Source organism: Streptomyces sp. NBC_00887 (assembly GCF_045207585.1).
This window is the reverse complement of the sequence record NZ_CP108788.1, coordinates 1682055-1700139: the sequence shown is the minus strand read 5'-3', so window position 1 is coordinate 1700139 and position 18085 is coordinate 1682055. Positions and strand designations below refer to the sequence as shown.

General features: G+C 69.5%; 14 protein-coding genes. 13 read left to right on the top strand and 1 reads right to left on the bottom strand.

What is annotated here, in order from left to right; genetic code table 11:
• The first annotated feature begins 36 nt into the window (after positions 1-36).
• The 8 genes from OG844_RS07730 to OG844_RS07695 all read left to right on the top strand — a co-directional run bounded on the left by OG844_RS07730 (position 37) and on the right by OG844_RS07695 (position 7795).
• Entirely contained in the window at positions 37-933 is an 897-nt protein-coding gene (locus OG844_RS07730; protein WP_406389061.1) for an amino acid ABC transporter permease, read from the top strand.
• Positions 934-983: 50 nt separating this feature from the next.
• Positions 984-1736 (top strand): amino acid ABC transporter ATP-binding protein, encoded by a 753-nt coding sequence (locus tag OG844_RS07725; protein ID WP_406396040.1) that lies wholly within the window; start codon positions 984-986, stop codon positions 1734-1736.
• A gap of 60 nt (positions 1737-1796) precedes the next feature.
• Complete coding sequence (locus tag OG844_RS07720) at positions 1797-2771, top strand: ABC transporter substrate-binding protein (protein WP_406389059.1); 975 nt, start codon at positions 1797-1799, stop codon at positions 2769-2771.
• An 18-nt stretch (positions 2772-2789) separates the two neighbouring features.
• Positions 2790-3866, top strand: a complete 1077-nt coding sequence (locus OG844_RS07715) for an LLM class flavin-dependent oxidoreductase (protein WP_406389057.1) — start codon at positions 2790-2792, stop codon at positions 3864-3866.
• The gene (locus OG844_RS07710) at positions 3863-5152 is read left to right on the top strand and encodes an NtaA/DmoA family FMN-dependent monooxygenase (protein ID WP_406389055.1); all 1290 of its coding nucleotides are present in this window, start codon (positions 3863-3865) and stop codon (positions 5150-5152) included. Before OG844_RS07715 ends, OG844_RS07710 begins: the two co-directional genes overlap by 4 nt.
• A 4-nt stretch (positions 5153-5156) precedes the next feature.
• Positions 5157-5963, top strand: a complete 807-nt coding sequence (locus OG844_RS07705) for a DUF1684 domain-containing protein (protein WP_406389053.1) — start codon at positions 5157-5159, stop codon at positions 5961-5963.
• A gap of 267 nt (positions 5964-6230) precedes the next feature.
• Positions 6231-7130 carry a S1 family peptidase gene (locus OG844_RS07700; RefSeq protein WP_406389051.1) on the top strand — a complete coding sequence of 300 codons (900 nt, stop codon included), beginning with the start codon at positions 6231-6233 and terminating at the stop codon, positions 7128-7130.
• A gap of 185 nt (positions 7131-7315) precedes the next feature.
• A complete protein-coding gene (locus OG844_RS07695; RefSeq protein WP_406389049.1) occupies positions 7316-7795 on the top strand; it encodes a hypothetical protein in 480 nt (159 codons plus the stop codon).
• Between the two features lie 10 nt (positions 7796-7805).
• Here OG844_RS07695 and OG844_RS07690 read toward each other — a convergent pair whose 3' ends face one another.
• On the bottom strand, positions 7806-8735 hold the full coding sequence (locus OG844_RS07690; protein WP_406389047.1) for a DUF4231 domain-containing protein: 930 nt from the start codon (positions 8733-8735) through the stop codon (positions 7806-7808).
• Between the two features lie 312 nt (positions 8736-9047).
• Here OG844_RS07690 and OG844_RS07685 point away from each other — a divergent pair, with 312 nt between their 5' ends.
• From OG844_RS07685 to fxsT, 5 genes are all read left to right on the top strand, one after another.
• Entirely contained in the window at positions 9048-9734 is a 687-nt protein-coding gene (locus tag OG844_RS07685; protein WP_406389045.1) for a hypothetical protein, read from the top strand.
• 412 nt (positions 9735-10146) lie between these two features.
• A complete protein-coding gene (locus tag OG844_RS07680) occupies positions 10147-10320 on the top strand; it encodes an FXSXX-COOH protein (RefSeq protein WP_351171290.1) in 174 nt (57 codons plus the stop codon).
• A 55-nt stretch (positions 10321-10375) separates the two neighbouring features.
• The gene (fxsBH, locus tag OG844_RS07675; RefSeq protein WP_406389043.1) at positions 10376-12625 is read left to right on the top strand and encodes a radical SAM/SPASM protein FxsBH, inactivated beta-hydroxylase extension form; all 2250 of its coding nucleotides are present in this window, start codon (positions 10376-10378) and stop codon (positions 12623-12625) included.
• Positions 12626-12773: 148 nt separating this feature from the next.
• Entirely contained in the window at positions 12774-14120 is a 1347-nt protein-coding gene (gene fsxC / locus OG844_RS07670; protein WP_406389041.1) for an FxsC protein, read from the top strand.
• Complete coding sequence (gene fxsT, locus OG844_RS07665; protein WP_406389039.1) at positions 14117-18052, top strand: FxSxx-COOH system tetratricopeptide repeat protein; 3936 nt, start codon at positions 14117-14119, stop codon at positions 18050-18052. Before fsxC ends, fxsT begins: the two co-directional genes overlap by 4 nt.
• Positions 18053-18085 lie beyond the last annotated feature (33 nt).

Sequence of the window (18085 nt, the reverse complement as noted above, 5' to 3'; positions counted from 1 at the left end):
GCACCTCCTCCCGTACACGTCGCCGAAGGAATCCGAATGCCGCTGACCAGTGATCCACCCATCGAAAAAGAGACCGTACGAACACCCCCGCACGACGGGCCCGGCTTCGCCGAGCTGACCGTCGTCCCACTGCGCCACCCCTTGCGCTGGGTCGCCGTCGCGGCCACCGCGGTCCTGCTCGCCCAGTTCCTGAACGGGCTGATCACCAACCCCGGCTGGGAATGGGACGTCTTCGCCCAGTTCTTCACCACCGAGACCATCCTCAAGGCGGTCTGGGTCACCCTCCAGCTGACCTTCTACGGAACGGTCCTCGGCTTCGCGCTCGGCATCGTCCTCGCCTTCATGCGGCTGTCGGCCAGCCCCTTCCTCAGGGCCGTCGCGTACGCCTACATCTGGGCGTTCCGTTCGATCCCGCTCATCGTCCAGCTGCTGTTCTGGTTCAACCTCGCCTACCTCTACAAGGAGCTGCAGTTCGGCATCCCGTTCGGACCCGGCTTCCTCTCCTTCGACACGATGAACCTCGTCGGAGCGATGAGCGCGGCCGTCCTCGGGCTCGCGCTGCACCAGGCGGCGTACGCCGCGGAGATCGTCCGGGGCGGCGTACTGGCCGTGGACAGCGGCCAGTTGGAGGCCGCCGCCGCCCTCGGGATCCCCCGGCTGCGGCAGCTGCGGCGGATCGTGCTGCCGCAGGCGATGCGCTCCATCCTGCCGAACGCCGCCAACGAGATCATCTCCCTCTTCAAGGGCACCTCGATCGTCTCCGTGATGGCGATCGGCGAACTCTTCTACCAGGTCCAGGTCGTCTACGGCCGCAACGGCAGGGTCGTGCCCCTGCTGATGGTCGCCACGGTCTGGTACATCCTCCTGACCACCGTGCTCTCCGTCCTCCAGTACTACGTCGAACGCCACTACGCCAAGGGGACAGTGCGATGAGCGCACCCACAGATGCATCCACCGACGCACCGGCGAACACCGCGGACGCCATGGTCGAGATCCGCGCCGTGCACAAGAGCTTCGGCTCCCTCGAAGTGCTCCGCGGCATCGACCTGTCCGTACGGGCGGGAGAGGTGACCGTCGTCCTCGGCCCCTCCGGCTCGGGGAAGTCCACCCTGCTGCGCACCATCAACCACCTGGAGAAGGTCGACCAGGGCTGGATCAGCGTCGACGGCACCCTCGTCGGCTACCGCCGGTCCGGCAACAAGCTGTACGAGCTCCGCGAACGCGAGGTCCTGCGCCAGCGCACCCAGATCGGCTTCGTCTTCCAGAACTTCAACCTCTTCCCGCACCTGACCGTCCTGGAGAACATCATCGAGGCCCCGGTCGCAGCACTCGGCCGCACCCGCAAGGACGCCGTCGCCGCTGCGGAGACCCTCCTCGCCCGGGTCGGGCTCGCCGACAAGTCGGGGGCGTACCCCAAGCAGCTCTCCGGCGGCCAGCAGCAGCGCGTCGCCATCGCCCGCGCGCTCGCTCTCGAACCGAAGCTGCTGCTCTTCGACGAGCCGACCTCCGCGCTCGACCCCGAACTCGTCGGCGAGGTCCTCGACGTCATCAAGGACCTGGCGCACCAGGGCACCACGATGATCGTCGTCACACACGAGATCGGCTTCGCCCGTGAGGTCGCCGACACCGTCGTGTTCATGGACGGGGGGCGGATCGTCGAGCAGGGGACGCCCGCCGACGTACTCGACCGCCCCGTCCAGGAGCGCACCCGCGCCTTCCTCTCCAAGGTCCTCTGAGCCATGGCCCCGCAGTCCCTGTCCCCGAAGTCCGTGTCCCCGCAGTCAAGGAGCAGTCACGTGTCCGTCCGCCGCACCCTCGCCGTCGCCCTCGCCACTCTCACAGCCGCCGGTCTGCTCACCGCCTGCGGCAGCAGCGACGCCGCCACCGACGTGGTCCGTCCCGCAGGGGAGAAGGACACAGGGATCAACATCGGGCCCGACCAGAAGCGGATCAGGGGCGAGAAGGTCGACGCCATCGCCGCCAAGGTGCCCGCCGCCGTCCGTGAGCGCGGCACGCTCCGGCTCGGTGCGAGCGCCGACGCATCACCCCCGCTCGGCTTCTACGCGACCGACGACAAGACCCGGATCGGCAGCGAGATCGACATAGCGACCCTGATCGCCGACACGCTCGGGCTGAAGCCGCAGTTCGAAGAGGTCTCCTGGGAGAACCTCTTCGTCGGCCTCGACAGCTCCAAGTTCGACGGCGTCCTGTCCAACGTCACCGTGACCGAGGAGCGCAAGGAGAAGTACGACTTCGCCACCTACCGGCTCGACAACATCGCCTTCGAGGCCAAGAAGGGCTCCGGCTGGAAGGTGAAGGGCCCCGAGGACGTGGCGGGGAAGACGATCTCCGTCTCCTCGGGCACCAACCAGGAGAAGATCCTCGTCGACTGGAGCGAGCAGAACGTCAAGGCCGGCCGGAAGCCGGTGGAGATCAAGTATTTCCAGAAGGACACCGACTACTACCTGGCCCTGCAGTCGGGCCGGATCGACGCCCACCTCGGCCCGAGCCCCTCGGCCAACTACCACGTCGCCGCGGCCGGGCAGTCCGAGATCATCGGCACGCTCTCCGGCGGCGGTGACGGCGTCCAGGGGAAGATCGCCGTCACCACGAAGAAGGACAGCGGCCTGGTCGAGGCCTACGGCGCGGCGATCGACCACATCGTCCAGGACGGCTCCTACGCCGAGGTGCTGAAGCGCTGGGGGCTGTCCAACGAGGCCGTCGAGAAGTCGGAGATCAACCCGCCCGGCCTCCCCAAGACCAAGAACTGACCCCGAGAGGTCCCCGCAATGTCTGCCACCAGGCCACTCCATCTGGCCGCCGAGATCGGCGGTCCGCCGCGCTACGACGCCGCCTCCCACGTCGCGCTCGCCCGCCTCGCCGAGCAGGGCGCGCTCGACTTCGTCACCCTCGGCGACTCCTTCGCCCCGCCGGGCCCGGACGCGCTCGCCGTGCTCGCCCGGGTCGCCCCCGCCACCACCCGGATCGGTCTCGTACCGACCGTCACCACCACACACACCGAGCCCTTCCACGTCTCGTCCGCCGTCGCCACTCTCGACTGGGTCAGCGGAGGCCGGGCCGGCTGGCACGCCGACGTGTCGACGACCGAGGCCGAGGCCCGGCTGTTCGGCCGCCGCGGTGCCGCACCCGCCGCCGCCCTGTGGCAGGAGGCCGGGGAGACGGCCGACGTCGGAGCCCGGCTGTGGGACAGCTGGGAGGACGACGCGGAGATCCGGGACGCCGCCACCGGCCGGTTCATCGACCGCGACAAACTGCACTACGTCGACTTCGAGGGCAGCACCTTCTCCGTACGGGGCCCGGCCATCGTGCCCCGGCCGCCGCAGGGCAGGCCCGTCACCGTCTTCGACGGCACGGGCGGCCCGGCCCGGGAATCCGCGGGGCGGTACGCCGACGTGGTGTACGTACGGGCCACCTCGCCCGAGCAGGCGGCCTCCCTTCGCACGGATGTGCGCCGCATCGCTGCTGCGCACGGCCGCGATCCCGACACCCTGCGGGTGCTGGTCTCCCTCACCGTCGACCTCGGGGACGCGGAGACGGCACCGGAACCGGGGCTGGCGAACGGTCCGCAGCTCGCCGGGCGGGGCACCTACTTCCGGGGCGGCCCGGTCGACCTCGCCGAACTCATCACCCAGTGGCACCGGGGCGGGGCCGTCGACGGATTCCACCTCACCCCCATCACCCCCGAGCGAGACCTCGAAAGGATCGTCAACGGCACCGTGGCCCTGCTCCAGCACCGCAGCCTCTTCCGCACCTTCTATCCGGGGGGCACACTGCGCGAGCACCTCGGCCTGGCCCGCCCGGCCAACCGCTACGCGCACGCAAGGACTTCGGGGGCGACCTCATGAAGCAGATGCACCTCGCCGCCCACTTCCCCGGCGTCAACAGCACCACCGTGTGGGCGGACCCCCGCTCCCGCAGCCAGATCGACTTCGCCTCCTTCGAGCACCTGGCCAGAACCGCGGAACGCGGCCGGTTCGACTTCTTCTTCCTCGCCGAAGGGCTGCGGCTGCGCGAGCACAACGGCCGGATCCACGACCTGGACGTGGTCGGCCGCCCGGAGTCCCTCACCGTCCTGAACGCCCTGGCCGCCGTCACCGACCGCCTGGGGCTCGCGGCCACCGTCAACGCCACCTTCAACGAGCCGTACGAACTCGCCCGCCGCCTCGCCACGCTCGACCACCTCAGTGACGGGCGTGCCGCCTGGAACGTCGTGACCTCCTCCGACGCCTTCACCGGGGAGAACTTCCGCCGCGGCGGCTACCTCGACCGCGCGGACCGCTACACCCGCGCCGCCGAATTCGTCGCCACCGCACGGGAGTTGTGGGACGCCTGGACTCCGGACGGGACCTCCCGGCCGTTCGCGCACTCCGGACAGCACTTCGAGGTCTCCGGAGAGTTCACCGTCCCCCGCTCCCCACAGGGGCACCCCGTGGTCATCCAGGCCGGGGACTCCGACGAAGGCCGGGAGTTCGCCGCATCGGCCGCCGATGTCATCTTCACCCGGCACGGCACCCTGGAAGCGGGGCGGATCTTCTACGCCGACGTCAAGGAACGGCTCGCGAAGTACGGCAGGCAGCCCGACGACCTGAAGATCATGCCCGGAGTCACCGTCGTCCTCGGCGACACCGACGCCGAGGCGCAGGAGAACGCCGCCGAGATCCGCCGGCAGCAGGTCTCCCCGCAGAACGCCATTCTCGCCCTCGAACAGGTCTGGGGCCGCGACCTCTCCTCGTACGACCCGGACGGCCCCCTGCCCGACATCGAGCCGGACCCCGAGTCCGGGCTGGTGAAGGGCAGGGTCCGGGTCGCCGATCCGCTGGCCGTGGTGGCCAAGTGGCGTGCCCTGTCGGCAGCCAAGGGGCTGTCCATCCGCCGGACGGTCATCGAATCCACGGCCCGCCAGTCATTCATCGGCTCACCGCAGTCGGTGGCCGCCGAACTGGAGAGGTTCGTCGCCACCGACGCGGCCGACGGCTTCATCCTCGTACCGCAACTCACACCGGGCGGCCTCGACGACTTCGTCGACCGGGTCGTCCCGCTCCTCCAGGAACGGGGAGCGTTTCGCTCCGAGTACACCGGCTCCACCCTGCGGTCGCACCTCGGTCTGGCCGAGCCGGTATGGAAAGGTTGATCACATGAGCACGGACGTACAGCAGGGCAGCCAGGACTTCCAGGACTGGCAGCGGTGGCACGAGGCGCGCATCGTCGCGGTGGCGGCGCCGCACGGGCCGCTCTCCCTCACGGGCACCCACTGGCTCTCCGACCACCCGGACGGTCGAATTCCGGCCGTGCCGGGGCAGTGGCGTGAGGACGGGGACGAGGTGGTGCTCACCGCCGCCGCCGAGGACGGGCTGACCGTCGACGGGAAGGCGCTGGACGGCGAGGTCCGCCTGGGCGCCGACCGCGGGCCGATCGACGCGTCCCGGGTGGCGCAGGGTGAGCGCCGGCTGGTCGTACTGAGCCGCGAAGGCCTCTGGGCAGTGAGGGACTTCGACCCGCAGTCACCCGCACGGCACTCCTTCCGCACCATCGACGCCACCCCCTACGACGTGCGCTGGTCGCTGGGGGGCACCTTCCGCCCGTACGGCTCCGACCGGACCGTCCGGGTGGCGAACGCCGACGGGCGCGAGCGGGGGCTGGGTCTCGGCGGCGAGATCGCCTTCCGGCTGGACGGCGCGGAGCACACGCTCCAGGTCGCCGTCGAGCCCGACGGCTCGCTCTGGGCCGTCTTCGCCGATGCCACCAGCGGAGACAGCAGCTACCGCTTCCGCTTCCTGCGGCCCGAGGCCCCGGACGCGGCCGGCAAGGTCAGGGTCGACCTCAACCGCGCGCTGCTGCCGCCCTGCGCCTTCGCCGACCACTTCATCTGCCCCTTCCCGCCGCCCGGCAACACGCTCGCGGTCGCGGTCCCGGCGGGGGAGCGGAACCGCATCGACGCCTGATCCGTCCCACCGGCGACGCAGCGCCCGGCCATCCGGCCCCGTCAGCCACAGAGCCGACGGGGCCGTCCCCGCTGCGCGTCCGCCGCGGCCGAAAGGCGCCCTTGCGCGGCGAGTTGACGCACCCGATACTCCCGAGCAGCGCTTGTCAGGGGCACATGGCATCCGGAATTCGAACGCCTTCGGGATGCGGACGCGCCCGCTGACTGCGCCTCACGGGTCCGGCCACCCCACAGGCGGGCCCCCGATTCCCCTCGGGAGGAACGAAAAGTGAGGATCAAGCGCACCACCCCCCGCAGCGGCACAGCGAGACGCAGCAGGATCATCGCCGTCTCCGCAGGCCTCGTCGCCGTCGCTGCACTCGCCGTCCCCGCGGCCGACGCCAACTCGACCGGGACGTTCGGCGCCGACCAGCTCACCGCCGCCCAGGACGCCGTACTCGGCGCCGACGTCGCCGGTACCGCCTGGAACATCGACCCCGCGACCAAGCGCCTCGTCGTCACGGTGGACAGCACCGTCTCGCAGGCGGAGATCAACCGGATCAAGAAGTCCGCCGGAGCCAACGCGGGCGCCCTGGACATCGAACGCACTCCCGGAACGTTCAGCAAGCTGATCTCCGGCGGCGACGCCATCTACGCCTCCAGCTGGCGCTGCTCCCTCGGCTTCAACGTCCGCAGTGGCAGTACCTACTACTTCCTGACGGCCGGGCACTGCACCGACGGCGCCGGAACCTGGTGGTCCAACTCGGGGCGCACCACCGTCCTCGGCACCACCTCGGGCTCCAGCTTCCCGACCAACGACTACGGCATCGTGCGGTACACCAACACCTCGGTCACCAAGTCGGGCACCGTGGGCAGCCAGGACATCACCAGTGCCGCCAACGCCACGGTCGGCATGTCCGTCACCCGCCGCGGCTCCACCACCGGCACCCACAGCGGCTCCGTCACCGGCCTCAACGCCACGGTCAACTACGGCGGCGGGGACATCGTCTACGGCATGATCCGCACCAACGTGTGCGCCGAGCCCGGCGACTCCGGCGGCCCGCTCTACTCGGGGACCCGGGCGATCGGTCTCACCTCGGGCGGCAGCGGCAACTGCAGCTCCGGCGGAACGACCTTCTTCCAGCCGGTCACCGAAGCGCTGAGCGCCTACGGCGTCAGCGTGTTCTGACAAGGCCGGGCGCGGCCGTACCCCCGTGAGCCCCCGTCGATTCCCGGCGGGGGCTCCCCTTCGGTCCGCGGCTTTTGAGAGGATGTCAGGACGGTCGGTCGCAGAGGCACCACGGGGGCGGACGCTGCACCTGTCCGGAGGGATGCCCTCCGGGCCCCCACAGACTCCCAGGGGGTTCCAGGTCCGTGAAACGCATCGGAGTGACCGGTCACCGATCCATCCCCCAGGAGGCCTACGCGCACGTCCTGGAAGGGATGCGGGCGGCACTGTGCGGCCTCGAAGGCTCCACGGAAGCCCTCTCCAGCCTGGCGGTCGGAGCCGACCAGCTCTTCGCCGACCTCGCACTGGCCTGCGGGGCGGAGCTGACCGTGGTGATCCCCAGCGGGGACTACGAGGCGGGCTTCGCCGACGAGGCCGACCTCGCGCGCTACCGGATGCTCAAGGCCCGGGCGGCCCGCGAGGTCCGGCTGGACTACCCACACTCCACCGACGAGGCCTACTACGCGGCGGGCGCCTACATCGCCGACCACTGCGACCGGCTGCTCGCGGTGTGGGACGGCCGGCCCGCACGCGGCCTGGGCGGTACCGGCGACATCGTGACGTACGCCCGGAGCCTCGGCCGGCCGGTCACGGTCATCTGGCGCGCCGGCGTGGAGCGGGCCTGACGACGCGCGCTCACATCCGGTGACGGACCAGCCAGTCCGTGTGCTCGGGGGAGACGATCCGCTCGGTCTCGAACACGGCGGCCGCCCACTGCCGCTCCGTCAGAGTGGTCTCCATCGCCGCCTGCATGTTCTCCAGATCGTCCTCCACCAGGGAGTGCGCGGAGACCAGCGGGTGGTGGCGGCGCATCTCGTTCCAGGCGAGACAGGCGGCAGCGGCGGCGGACAGCGATCCCGTCAGCGCGAAGGACCCTGCGGTGCCGAACGCCTGCAGCAGGGCGAGGACCAGGGCGGGCAGTGTCAGTGCGGCGATCGTGCTCGACCAGACGAACGCACCGCGCCGGGAGACCTGCCGGCGCCTGCGGTACCAGCGCCGCTGCTCGATCAGCCGGTCCCGGATGTACGTCTCCTTGCGCACCGTGAACGCCTTGTCCCGTAACTCGCGCATGGACTCGGTGATGAGTCCGCCGCCCGCGTCCGTCATCTCCTCCCGGGGGTCGTCCCACCCCACCTTCCTCAGCTCCTGGAGGCCGTCCTCCAGCCGGTTGGCGAACACGGCCTCCGGATGGTGCGTGCCGGTGTCGAACGGCGAGCCGTGGACCGCGTAGCGCCAGCAGTTGGACTTGATGTACTCCGCTGCCGACCGGTTGAGCTGCCAGTGCGACTTGGCCTTGCGCCGTGAGGCGACATACGTGGTGACCAGGACGCCTAGATACGCCAGTACGGCCACGGAGTCGAGGAGTTGGAACGAGTCGCCGACCTCGACGTGCCAGGGCAGAGCGCCGGGAACGGTGCCGAGGACGAGCAGGATCAGCTGCCCGCGGGTGGTGTTGACCGCCTCCCGCTGGCGTGCGATGGCGATGGCGTCCGTGTGGTGGAAGAGCGCCGGAAGGTCCTCGCTCCGGAAGACCATGGACTGAAGTGGCCCGGGAATCGCGGTCATGTTCACCCCCGTGTGCAGTTGTGGGCATGCTCCGTCGGTCATACGGCCGGTCAGACCGTGTGTGCTGCCCGGGGCTCAGGAGGACGCGTGGGCCGAGGCCTGCCGGGGCCATGAGAGTAGGGTCGCCTCCCCGCAGACTGCAATGGTGCCTCCCGGCCGGACCGTGCCCGAAGGGCGCTCTCGTGCGATCCGTCGCCCCATGAGAGGGTCTGACAACTGAGTATGTATACAGGTGAGTTGACCCGCAGCAATGGAAACAGGGTCTCGCCTGCCACGGGGGGAGACAGTGTGAACAACGCAGGCCCTGGCCCTATGGTTCCGCCGTCCGAGGCGCAGCGCAGGGTCCGCAGGAGCCCCCTGCTCTTCACCGCGCCGCTGGTGCTGCTGGGGCTGCTGGTCGTCGTCCTGTTCTGGGAGGCGGTCCGTGCCAATGTGACGGCCGATGCGCGCACCCAATGGCCGTGGCGTCTCCAGCTGCTCGAGATGGAGGCGCTGGGGAGCCTGCTGGCCGTCGCGGTCGGCGCCGTACTGGCCAGGGCCCAGTACGCCCGCACCGTCCGGCCCTATCTGGGCTGGCGGGGAGCCTGGGCCAAGGGTCTCCTCAAGGCGGACGCGCAGGCGTGGCGGGTGGGCGTACTCAACGGCGGTCAGCACATCGCGGCGATCGAGGCCTTCGACTGCCGGGTGGTGCTGGCGGGGGATACCGAGTCCGGTGCCGCCTCGTGGGTCGACGTCTCCGGGGCCGTGGCCGAACTGACCGCGGCCGGACTGGTCGTGGCCGAGGACTTCCAGCTCGTCGAGTTCGGCAGGGGCTTCCCCCTGGTGGGGACCGGAAGCTACGAGACGGTGCTGGTGGGTGCCTTCTCGAAGAGGTTCGTCGAGAAGGTCGACGCGCTGTACGTACGCGTCCGTGTGACCGACGTGGTGGGCGACAGCCATGAGCGCATCGGCGACTGCATGAAGAGTGCGCGAGGGGTTGTCCACGCCCCGCTCGACTGACTTTCGTCCCCGCCGCGAGAGGCCGGGCAGACCGTTCACGCGCAGGATCGGTCACCCCGGACCACCGGACGGGTGAACGGGCCGGAAGTGAACACCTGTTGTCCTGGGAGTGTCCCGAAGCCGACGCCGGGAGTGTTCCCGGTCCGAGCGGGATCCGCGGAGCGGTGGCCTCCGCGGCGTCCGCCGGAGCGGTCCCCGCCGCAGGTGCTTTGGCCTGCGGATTCATTCATCACCCAGGTGGGCGAACCCCGGCCGGCATTTCCTTCTCCGAAATGCTCCATTGCCGCAAGGTTTCACGTCAGGGCGGCGTGTGAGAGAGGCCGGTTGGGAGTAAAGTCGTGCTGAATATGCGGACTCCGACGTCCGAGTCGTTGTCCGAAAACACCCCCTCCAAGGACCCTCAAGGACGGCCGTGAAGACCTACGAAACCTCCCCCTCCTCCGCTTCCGACCACGCGAAGAAGAGTCGTGTGGCGCTTGCCGAGATCGATGCACGGAGCATCGAGGCATCCAGGAAGCTCGGCCGGGTATTCGGCACGCCCGTGGGTCGTCCTGTCCAGACGTCGAGCTTCAGCTCTGCGCTCTGAGCCAAGCTTCCGCTCCGAGCTCCGAGAGGGGTCCTGGCGTGGCTAGACTGGGAGAATGACAGGACCCCTGGTCCCTTTTCGCGAGATCGTACTCAAGGTGCACAGCAGGTGCGATCTCGCGTGTGACCATTGCTATATCTATGAACACGCAGATCAGAGCTGGCGTACCCGCCCGAGAACGATCTCTGACGAAGCCATTTCATGGACAGCTCGACGACTGGCCGAGCATGCCTCGGCGCATGCGCTCGATTCGATGTCAGTGATCCTGCATGGAGGAGAGCCGCTCCTGGCCGGACCCGCGCAACTGCGTCGTGTCTGCGAGGAGCTCACATCGGCGATGAACGGTGTCGCTGAGCTGGACCTCAGGATCCACACCAACGGTGTCCAGCTCAGCCCCCGCTACCTCGACCTCTTCGACGAGTTCCACGTCAGGGTCGGCATCTCGCTCGACGGCGATCGCACGGCGAACGACCGGCACCGCCGCTTCGCCAACGGGCGTACCAGCCATCCGCAGGTTCTCAGAGCCGTGGATCTGCTCCGTCAGGAGCGCTACCGCCACCTGGACCTCGGGCTCCTGTGCACCATCGACATCCGGAACGACCCGGTCGCCGTGTTCGACGCGCTCGCGGAGCTCGAACCGCCTCGTGTCGACTTCCTTCTGCCGCATGCCACCTGGGACGATCCCCCGCTGCGGCCGGACGGCTCGCCCACCGCCTACGCCGACTGGCTCCTCGCGGTCTTCGACCGCCGGCAGGAGCAGGATCCGGAACACCGGCTGCCGGTGCGCCTCTTCTCCTCGGTGCTCTCCACCCTGAGCGGCGGCCCCAGCCTCACCGAGTCCCTGGGCCTCGCACCCACCGATCTGGTGGTCGTCGAGACCGATGGCCAGCTGGAGCAGGTGGATTCGCTCAAGAGTGCGTACGAGGGTGCGGCGGCCACCGGATTCGATGTCTTCTCACACTCCTTCGACGACGTCGCCGCCCACCCCGGCGTGCGGGCGAGGCAGCTCGGGCTGGCGGGTGTCAGCGAGACGTGCCGCCGGTGCCCCGTCGTACGTTCGTGCGGTGGAGGCCTTTATACGCACCGCTACAGCTCGGCCACCGACTTCGACAACCCGTCCGTGTACTGCCATGACCTGGAAGCGCTGGTGCGTGGCATCGAGGCGCGTACCGCTCACCTCACGGTCCCCCCGGCGGTGACCGACCCGCAGGAACTGGCCGCCGAGCAGCAGGACCTGACCCGCACCCTGCTTGCCGGGCTCCATTCCGAGCTGGACGGCCGGGGTGGGGAGCGCTGGGACGAGGCCTGGGAGCTGGCAGCGGTGCTCGAGTCGTCCGAGGAGGGCGCCTCGGCGCTCGACCGGGTACTGGCGCATCCGTACACGCGGACCTGGCTGCTGGACACGCTCGAGGGCCTGCACGCAGGACGGCCCGGAGCGGTCGACGACGCCCTGAGGTTCCCGGCCTATGCGGCGGCAGCCGCCGTACGGGCGGGTCTCCCCCTGGCGGCGGAGGTTCCGTACCGGGACGGCAGGCTCTATCTGCCCACGCTCGGCGAGCTGCGGACCGGTGGGGCCGGGCAGGCCGGCACGGTCCGGGTCTGCGCCACGGACGGCGGGTTCGTGGTGCGGCCGGACAGCGGCTGGGCCGAGTGGCGGATCGTGACGGACAGGCAGGGTGACGAACCCGACTGGCTCCCGGTACGCCTCCTCGGCCAGGACCGCATGCCCCGCTTCGTACTCGACGACCTCGACCCGTACCGGGACTGCTTCGGCGCTCCGGCCGCACCCCGGCTCGAACAGGCCGAGGCCGAGGCGTGGGGCGCCGGCCTCGCGGAGGCATGGGAGCTGCTGGAGGCGTCGGCGCCCGCCGCGGTCGCGGCTGCTGGGGGCGGTCCGACGACGCTGACCCCGCTCACCACGGGGCGGAGCGAGGAGCGGCGCCACGGCCACGGCGCGATCGGCCTCCCCGTGGCGGGGGACGCGACGGAACTGGCGCTGGGACTGATGAGCGGGTTCCGGCGGACCACGTTGCGGGCCATTCTCGACATCACAGAGCTTTATGCGTCGGACGGTGCCTGGGAACATCGCCTGCCATGGACGGAGGAATTGGTTCCGTTTTCACGGCTGCTGGCCGACACCTATGAACGGGTGGCAATCGCCGCTCTTGATCCCCGTTACATGGAGGGTGTGGAACAGGCACTCGACATGATCGGGACAGCGGCCGAGCCCACGGTCGCGGGAAGGCGACTCGTCGGAGTGCTCACGGAGGAGATGAAGGAAACACGGGACAAGTGGGCCGAATAGCCACAGGATTTCTGTGAATCACGAAGGCACCGGATGAACCTGGGTATGGATGACTGAAAAGCGGCGTTGATTGACCGAACGCCATGGGGGTGGAGCAAGGTCCGCTCCGGAATGATGAATTCGCTCGCACCCTCTCCACAGTCCTGGGATGCGGGTGCTCACACAGGACGGGGGTCGTGTGCACGCATCGACGCAGCAGCGAGCGGCGGACCATCGGCCGTACTTCTTTCTGAGTTACGCGCACACACCGGGGTACGGCGGTGGAACAGACCCCGATATGTGGGTCGAACGGCTTTTCCAAGATCTTTGTGGTCATGTGATGGCCATGACCGATCTGCCCGCGGGCGCGCCCGCGGGGTTCATGGACCGGGAGATACGTTCCGGTGAGGGCTGGTCGGAGCGCCTGGGCGGGGTGCTCGCCACCTGCCGTGTCTTCGTACCGCTGTTCTCGCCGCGCTACTTCGCCAGCGAGATGTGCGGCAAGGAGTGGTACGCCTTCGAACAGCGTGCCATCCACCACCGCGCCCGCTCGAACCAGCCCGCCGAAGCGATCGTTCCGGCGCTCTGGGTTCCGGTGCCGCCCAACCAACTGCCCGGATCAGCCGAGCGGTTACAGTTCAACCACCGCGATTTCGGGGACCGTTACGTCAGCGACGGGCTCTACGGGCTGATCAAACTCAGGCTCTTCGCCCAGGAATACGAGCGGGCCGTCTACGAACTGGCCAAACGCATCGTCAGCGTCGCCGACACGGTCCAGATCGACACCGGAAGGCCGGTCGACTACCGCCTCGCTCCCAGCGCCTTCGGATCACCGAGCAGCGGAGTCGGAGCACCCCGGCCGATGCAGATCACCATCGCCGCTCCCACACGCCACGACCTGCCGGCGGGACGCAACCCCGACTACTACGGGGACAACCCGCACGACTGGAACCCGTACCATCCGGCCGCCGCGAAACCGCTGGCCTACGTCGCCGAGGAACTGGTCCGTTCCCTCAACTACCAGGCAGTCATCACCTCGTTCGACGAGGAGTCCGGGCAGCTGGAGGGAAAACAGCCGCCCAGCACCCCGGAGATACTCCTGGTCGACCGCTGGGCCCTGCAGGACGAGGACCGGCGGCGCCGGCTCGCGGCCTTCGACGCGGAGAACCGGCCCTGGGTGACCATGGTCGTGCCGTGGTGCCGCGACGACCACCAGAGCAGAGCCGCCGAAGCCGAACTCACCGAGAAGCTCGAGCAGACGATGCCCGCCAAGATGCGGCAGGGGCGGGCCTTCTGCCGGGTGGCGGCCAAAGGGGTACCCACCATGGAGGCGTTCGGACAGATCCTTCCCCAGGTGGTCGAGGTGGCCGCTCAGCAGTATCTGAGGCATGCCACGGTCTATCCGCCCGCGACCGGCGGACGGCACACCGAACGGACGCGACTGATGGGGCCCATGGGTAACACGCAGTTCATACCCGACATGCACGACCCTGCGACGGATGCGGAGGACGTATGACAGCCGGTCGTGACGGGCGCATCGTCACTTTCTACTCGTACAAGGGCGGCACGGGGCGCACCATGGCCCTGGCCAACACCGCCTGGATCCTCGCCGCCAACGGCAAGCGGGTGCTGGCCGTCGACTGGGACCTGGAAGCCCCCGGGCTCCACCGGTTCTTCCACCCCTTCCTCGACCCGTCGACGCTCGGTGCCACCACCGGTGTGATCGACCTGATCACCGAGTACGCCTGGGCCGCGACCAACCCCGCCCAGCGCGCGGACGACTGGCACCGCGACTACGCCCGCATCCAGCCGCACGCCGTCTCGCTCAACCCCGAGGCGCTCGGCTGGGAGTTCCCGCAGGGCGGCACGCTCGACTTCGTCTCCGCCGGACGCCAGAACCGCGAGTACTCCGCGACCGTCTCCACCTTCGACTGGGACAACTTCTACGACCGGCTGGGCGGCGGGCACTTCTTCGACGCCCTGCGCGACGACATGAAGGCCAACTACGACTACGTCCTCATCGACAGCCGTACCGGCCTCAGCGACATCGCCGACATCTGCACCGTCCACCTCCCGGACGTGCTCGTCGACTGCTTCACCCTCAGCGACCAGTCCATCGACGGCGCGGCCTCCGTCGCCCGGCAGATCGCCGAGCGCTACACCGGCCGCCCTATCTCCATCTTCCCCGTCCCGATGCGCATCGACGAGGGCGAGAAGGAGAAGGCCGACGCGGGCAGGGCCCTGGCCCGGCTGAAGTTCGACCGGCTGCCCCGGGACCTCTCCGGCGACGAACTCACCGCCTACTGGGGTGCGGTGGAGATTCCCTACCGCCCCTACTACGCGTACGAGGAGACCCTCGCCACCTTCGGCGACGAGGCCGGCCTCAGCAACTCGCTCCTGTCCGCCTTCGAACGGCTGACCGCGGTCGTCACCGCCCAGGAGATCACCTCGATGCCGCCGGTGGGCGAGGAGGTACGGCTGCGCATCCGCGACGCCTTCACCCGGCGCCGCCCCGCCATGCCGGCCGATCTCTTCCTCAGTTACGTGGCGGAGAACCGGATGTGGGCCGACTGGATCGAATCGGTCCTCACCCGGGCCGGATTCCGGGTGGTCCCGCGTGACGTCTCCGCCGACCCCGCCACCGTGGACGCCCCGCACAGCGCGCCCGAGGCCGCGGCCCGTACCGTCGTGCTGCTCTCCAGCGCCTACCTCAAGTCCCAGCGGGCCGTCGACCTGTGGACCCGGGCGGTCTCCGAGGATCCCGGCGGCGGGCGGCGTCAGCTGCTGCCGCTCAGGGTCACCGATGTGCGCCTCTCGGCGCCGTACATCGACCGCAACCCGGTCGACCTGTTCCGGCTGGACGAGGTCCACGCCACCACCGCCCTGATGCGCGCCCTGGACAGGCCGGTCCAGCTCGGCGACGGAGTGTCGCCCGGACCCCGCTTCCCCGGTACCGTGCCGAGGATCTGGAACGCACCGCCCCGCAACCCCGGCTTCACCGGCCGCTCACTGGTCCTGGAGCGGATGCGGGACCAGCTCGGCGGCGGCATGGCCGTCGTGCTGCCGCAGCCGCAGACGCTGTACGGGCTCGGCGGCGTCGGCAAGACGCAGGTGGCACTGGAGTACGTGCACCGCTTCATGGCGGACTACGACCTGGTGTGGTGGATATCGTCCGAACAGTCCGACGACGTGGTGGCCAGCCTCGCCGAACTCGCCGTCCGGCTCGGTGCCCAGGGCGGCGACGACATGGCCACGGCCTCGCTGGAGGCCGTGGACCTGCTGCGGCGGGGTGTGCCCTCGGACCGCTGGCTGCTGGTCTTCGACAACGCGGACGACCCCGAGCGGCTCAGGCGCTACTTCCCGCAGGGCGGCTCCGGCCACATCCTGGTCACCTCGAGGAACCAGGCGTGGTCCCAGCACGGTGACGCGCTGCCCGTCGACGTCTTCCTGCGGGAGGAGTCGATCGAACACCTCCAGCGCCGCGCCCCGGGGCTGAGCGTGGAGGACGCCGCCCAGGTGGCCACCGCCGTCGGTGACCTGCCGCTGGCCGTCGAACAGGCCGCGGCCTGGATCGCGGAGACCGCCACCCCCATCGGGACCTACCTGGAGCAGCTGGCCCGCCAGGCCCCCCAGGTACTGGCCCTCAACCAGCCCGCGGGCTACCCGGAGCCCGTCGCGGCCACCTGGAACATCTCCATCGAACGTCTCAAGGAGCGTTCGCCCGCGGCGGTGCGGCTGCTCCAGCTCTGTGCCTTCTTCGCCCCGGAGCCGATCTCCGCGGACCTCCTCTACAGCAAGGAGATGATCGAGGCGCTGAAGCCGTACGACTCCTCGCTCCAGGAGAAGCTGGTCCTGGGCCGGGTCATCCGGGAGATCGGCCGGTTCGCCCTCGCCAAGGTCGACCAGGTCTCCAACTCGATCCAGGTCCACCGCCTCGTACAGGCCGTCATCAAGGCCCAGCTCAGCGAGGAGGAGCAGCGCGAGGCCCGGCATGTCGTGCACCGGATCCTGGCCGGGGCCCGGCCCGACAGCGACGAGCCGATCGACAACCCGGAGACCTGGTCCCGCTTCGCCTCGATCTGGCCGCACCTCGGCCCGTCCGACGCGCGCAACTGCAAGGAGCCGGAGACCCGCAGGCTGCTGATCGACCGGGTGCGCTACCTGTGGAAGCGCGGAGACGTCAGGACCGCGGCCACGCTCGGCGACGAACTGCGCGAGACCTGGCTGGAGATGCTGGGGGAACAGGATCTGCAGTACCTGTACCTCTGCTTCCACATCTCCAACATCCTGCGCACCCGCGGCCGGTACGTGGAGGCGAAGGAGCTCGACGAGTTCACCCTCCAGCAGCAGCGGGAGGTGCTGGGGCCGGAGCACCCGCACACGTACATGACCACCAGCAGTCTGGCCATCGACCTGGGACTGCTCGGTGACTACGGCAAGGCGATCGAACTGGCGACCAAGGCCCACGAGGGCTTCGGGCAGATCTTCCACGAACGGCATCCCAGGACGCTGGCGGCGGCCAACAACCTGGCACTGAACCTGCGGAGCATCGGGCAGTACGCCCGGGCCAGGGAGATCGACCAGGACTGCTACGACCTGCGTTCCGAGGTGCTGGGACAGGAGCACCCGCACAGCCTGTCCTCCGCCATGAACCTGGCACGCGACCTGCGCGAGGTCGGACGGTACGAGGACTCCGTCAGTCTGCTCAGCCGCACCTACGACAGCTTCAAGTCCACGCTCGGCCGGACCTATCCGACCACTCTGAGCGTCGCGAAGAGCCTCGCGGTCTCGCTGCGCAGGGCCGGGCAGCTGGAGGACGCCCGCAGGCTGACGGTGGCCACCCGCGCCAGGTACCGGGGCAAGTACACCTCGGCCAACCCCGAATCGCTGGCCTGCGACCTGAACCTGGCGGCGGACCTGTTCGCGGCAGGCGAGGCGGCCGAGGCCAGGAACACCGCCCAGGAGGTCGTCGACCAGTACATGAAGGTGCCGGGGGAGCAGCACCCGTACACCTTGGCCGCACAGAACAACCTCGGTGTGTACCTCTTGGGGTCCGGTGCGTCGGAGGAGTCGGAAACGTTGCTGACGCGGGTGGTCGCCTCGATGCGCGACGTGTTCGGCCGCCAACACCCGAACACCCTGTTCTGCGTCATGAACCTGGCCAACGCGACGGCCGAGCGCGGCGATCTCGAGCTCGTGCTGGAGACGGAGCGCAAGGTCTCCGGTCAGCTCAGGGAGGTCCTCGGGGCGCACCACCCGGAGACCCTGGCCATGACCTCCAACCTCGCGGTCACCCTCGATGCGATGGGGCGCAAGGACGAGGCACTGGGGCTGCGGGCGGAGACGGGCGACGAGCTGGCACGCCAGCTCGGCGACGATCACCCGCTGACCCGGATAGCGCGGGACGAGACCAGGTTCCTGCGCGAACTGGAACCGATGTCGGTGTGACCGTGCCTGCCGCGGGCCCGGGGTGCGGTGTCC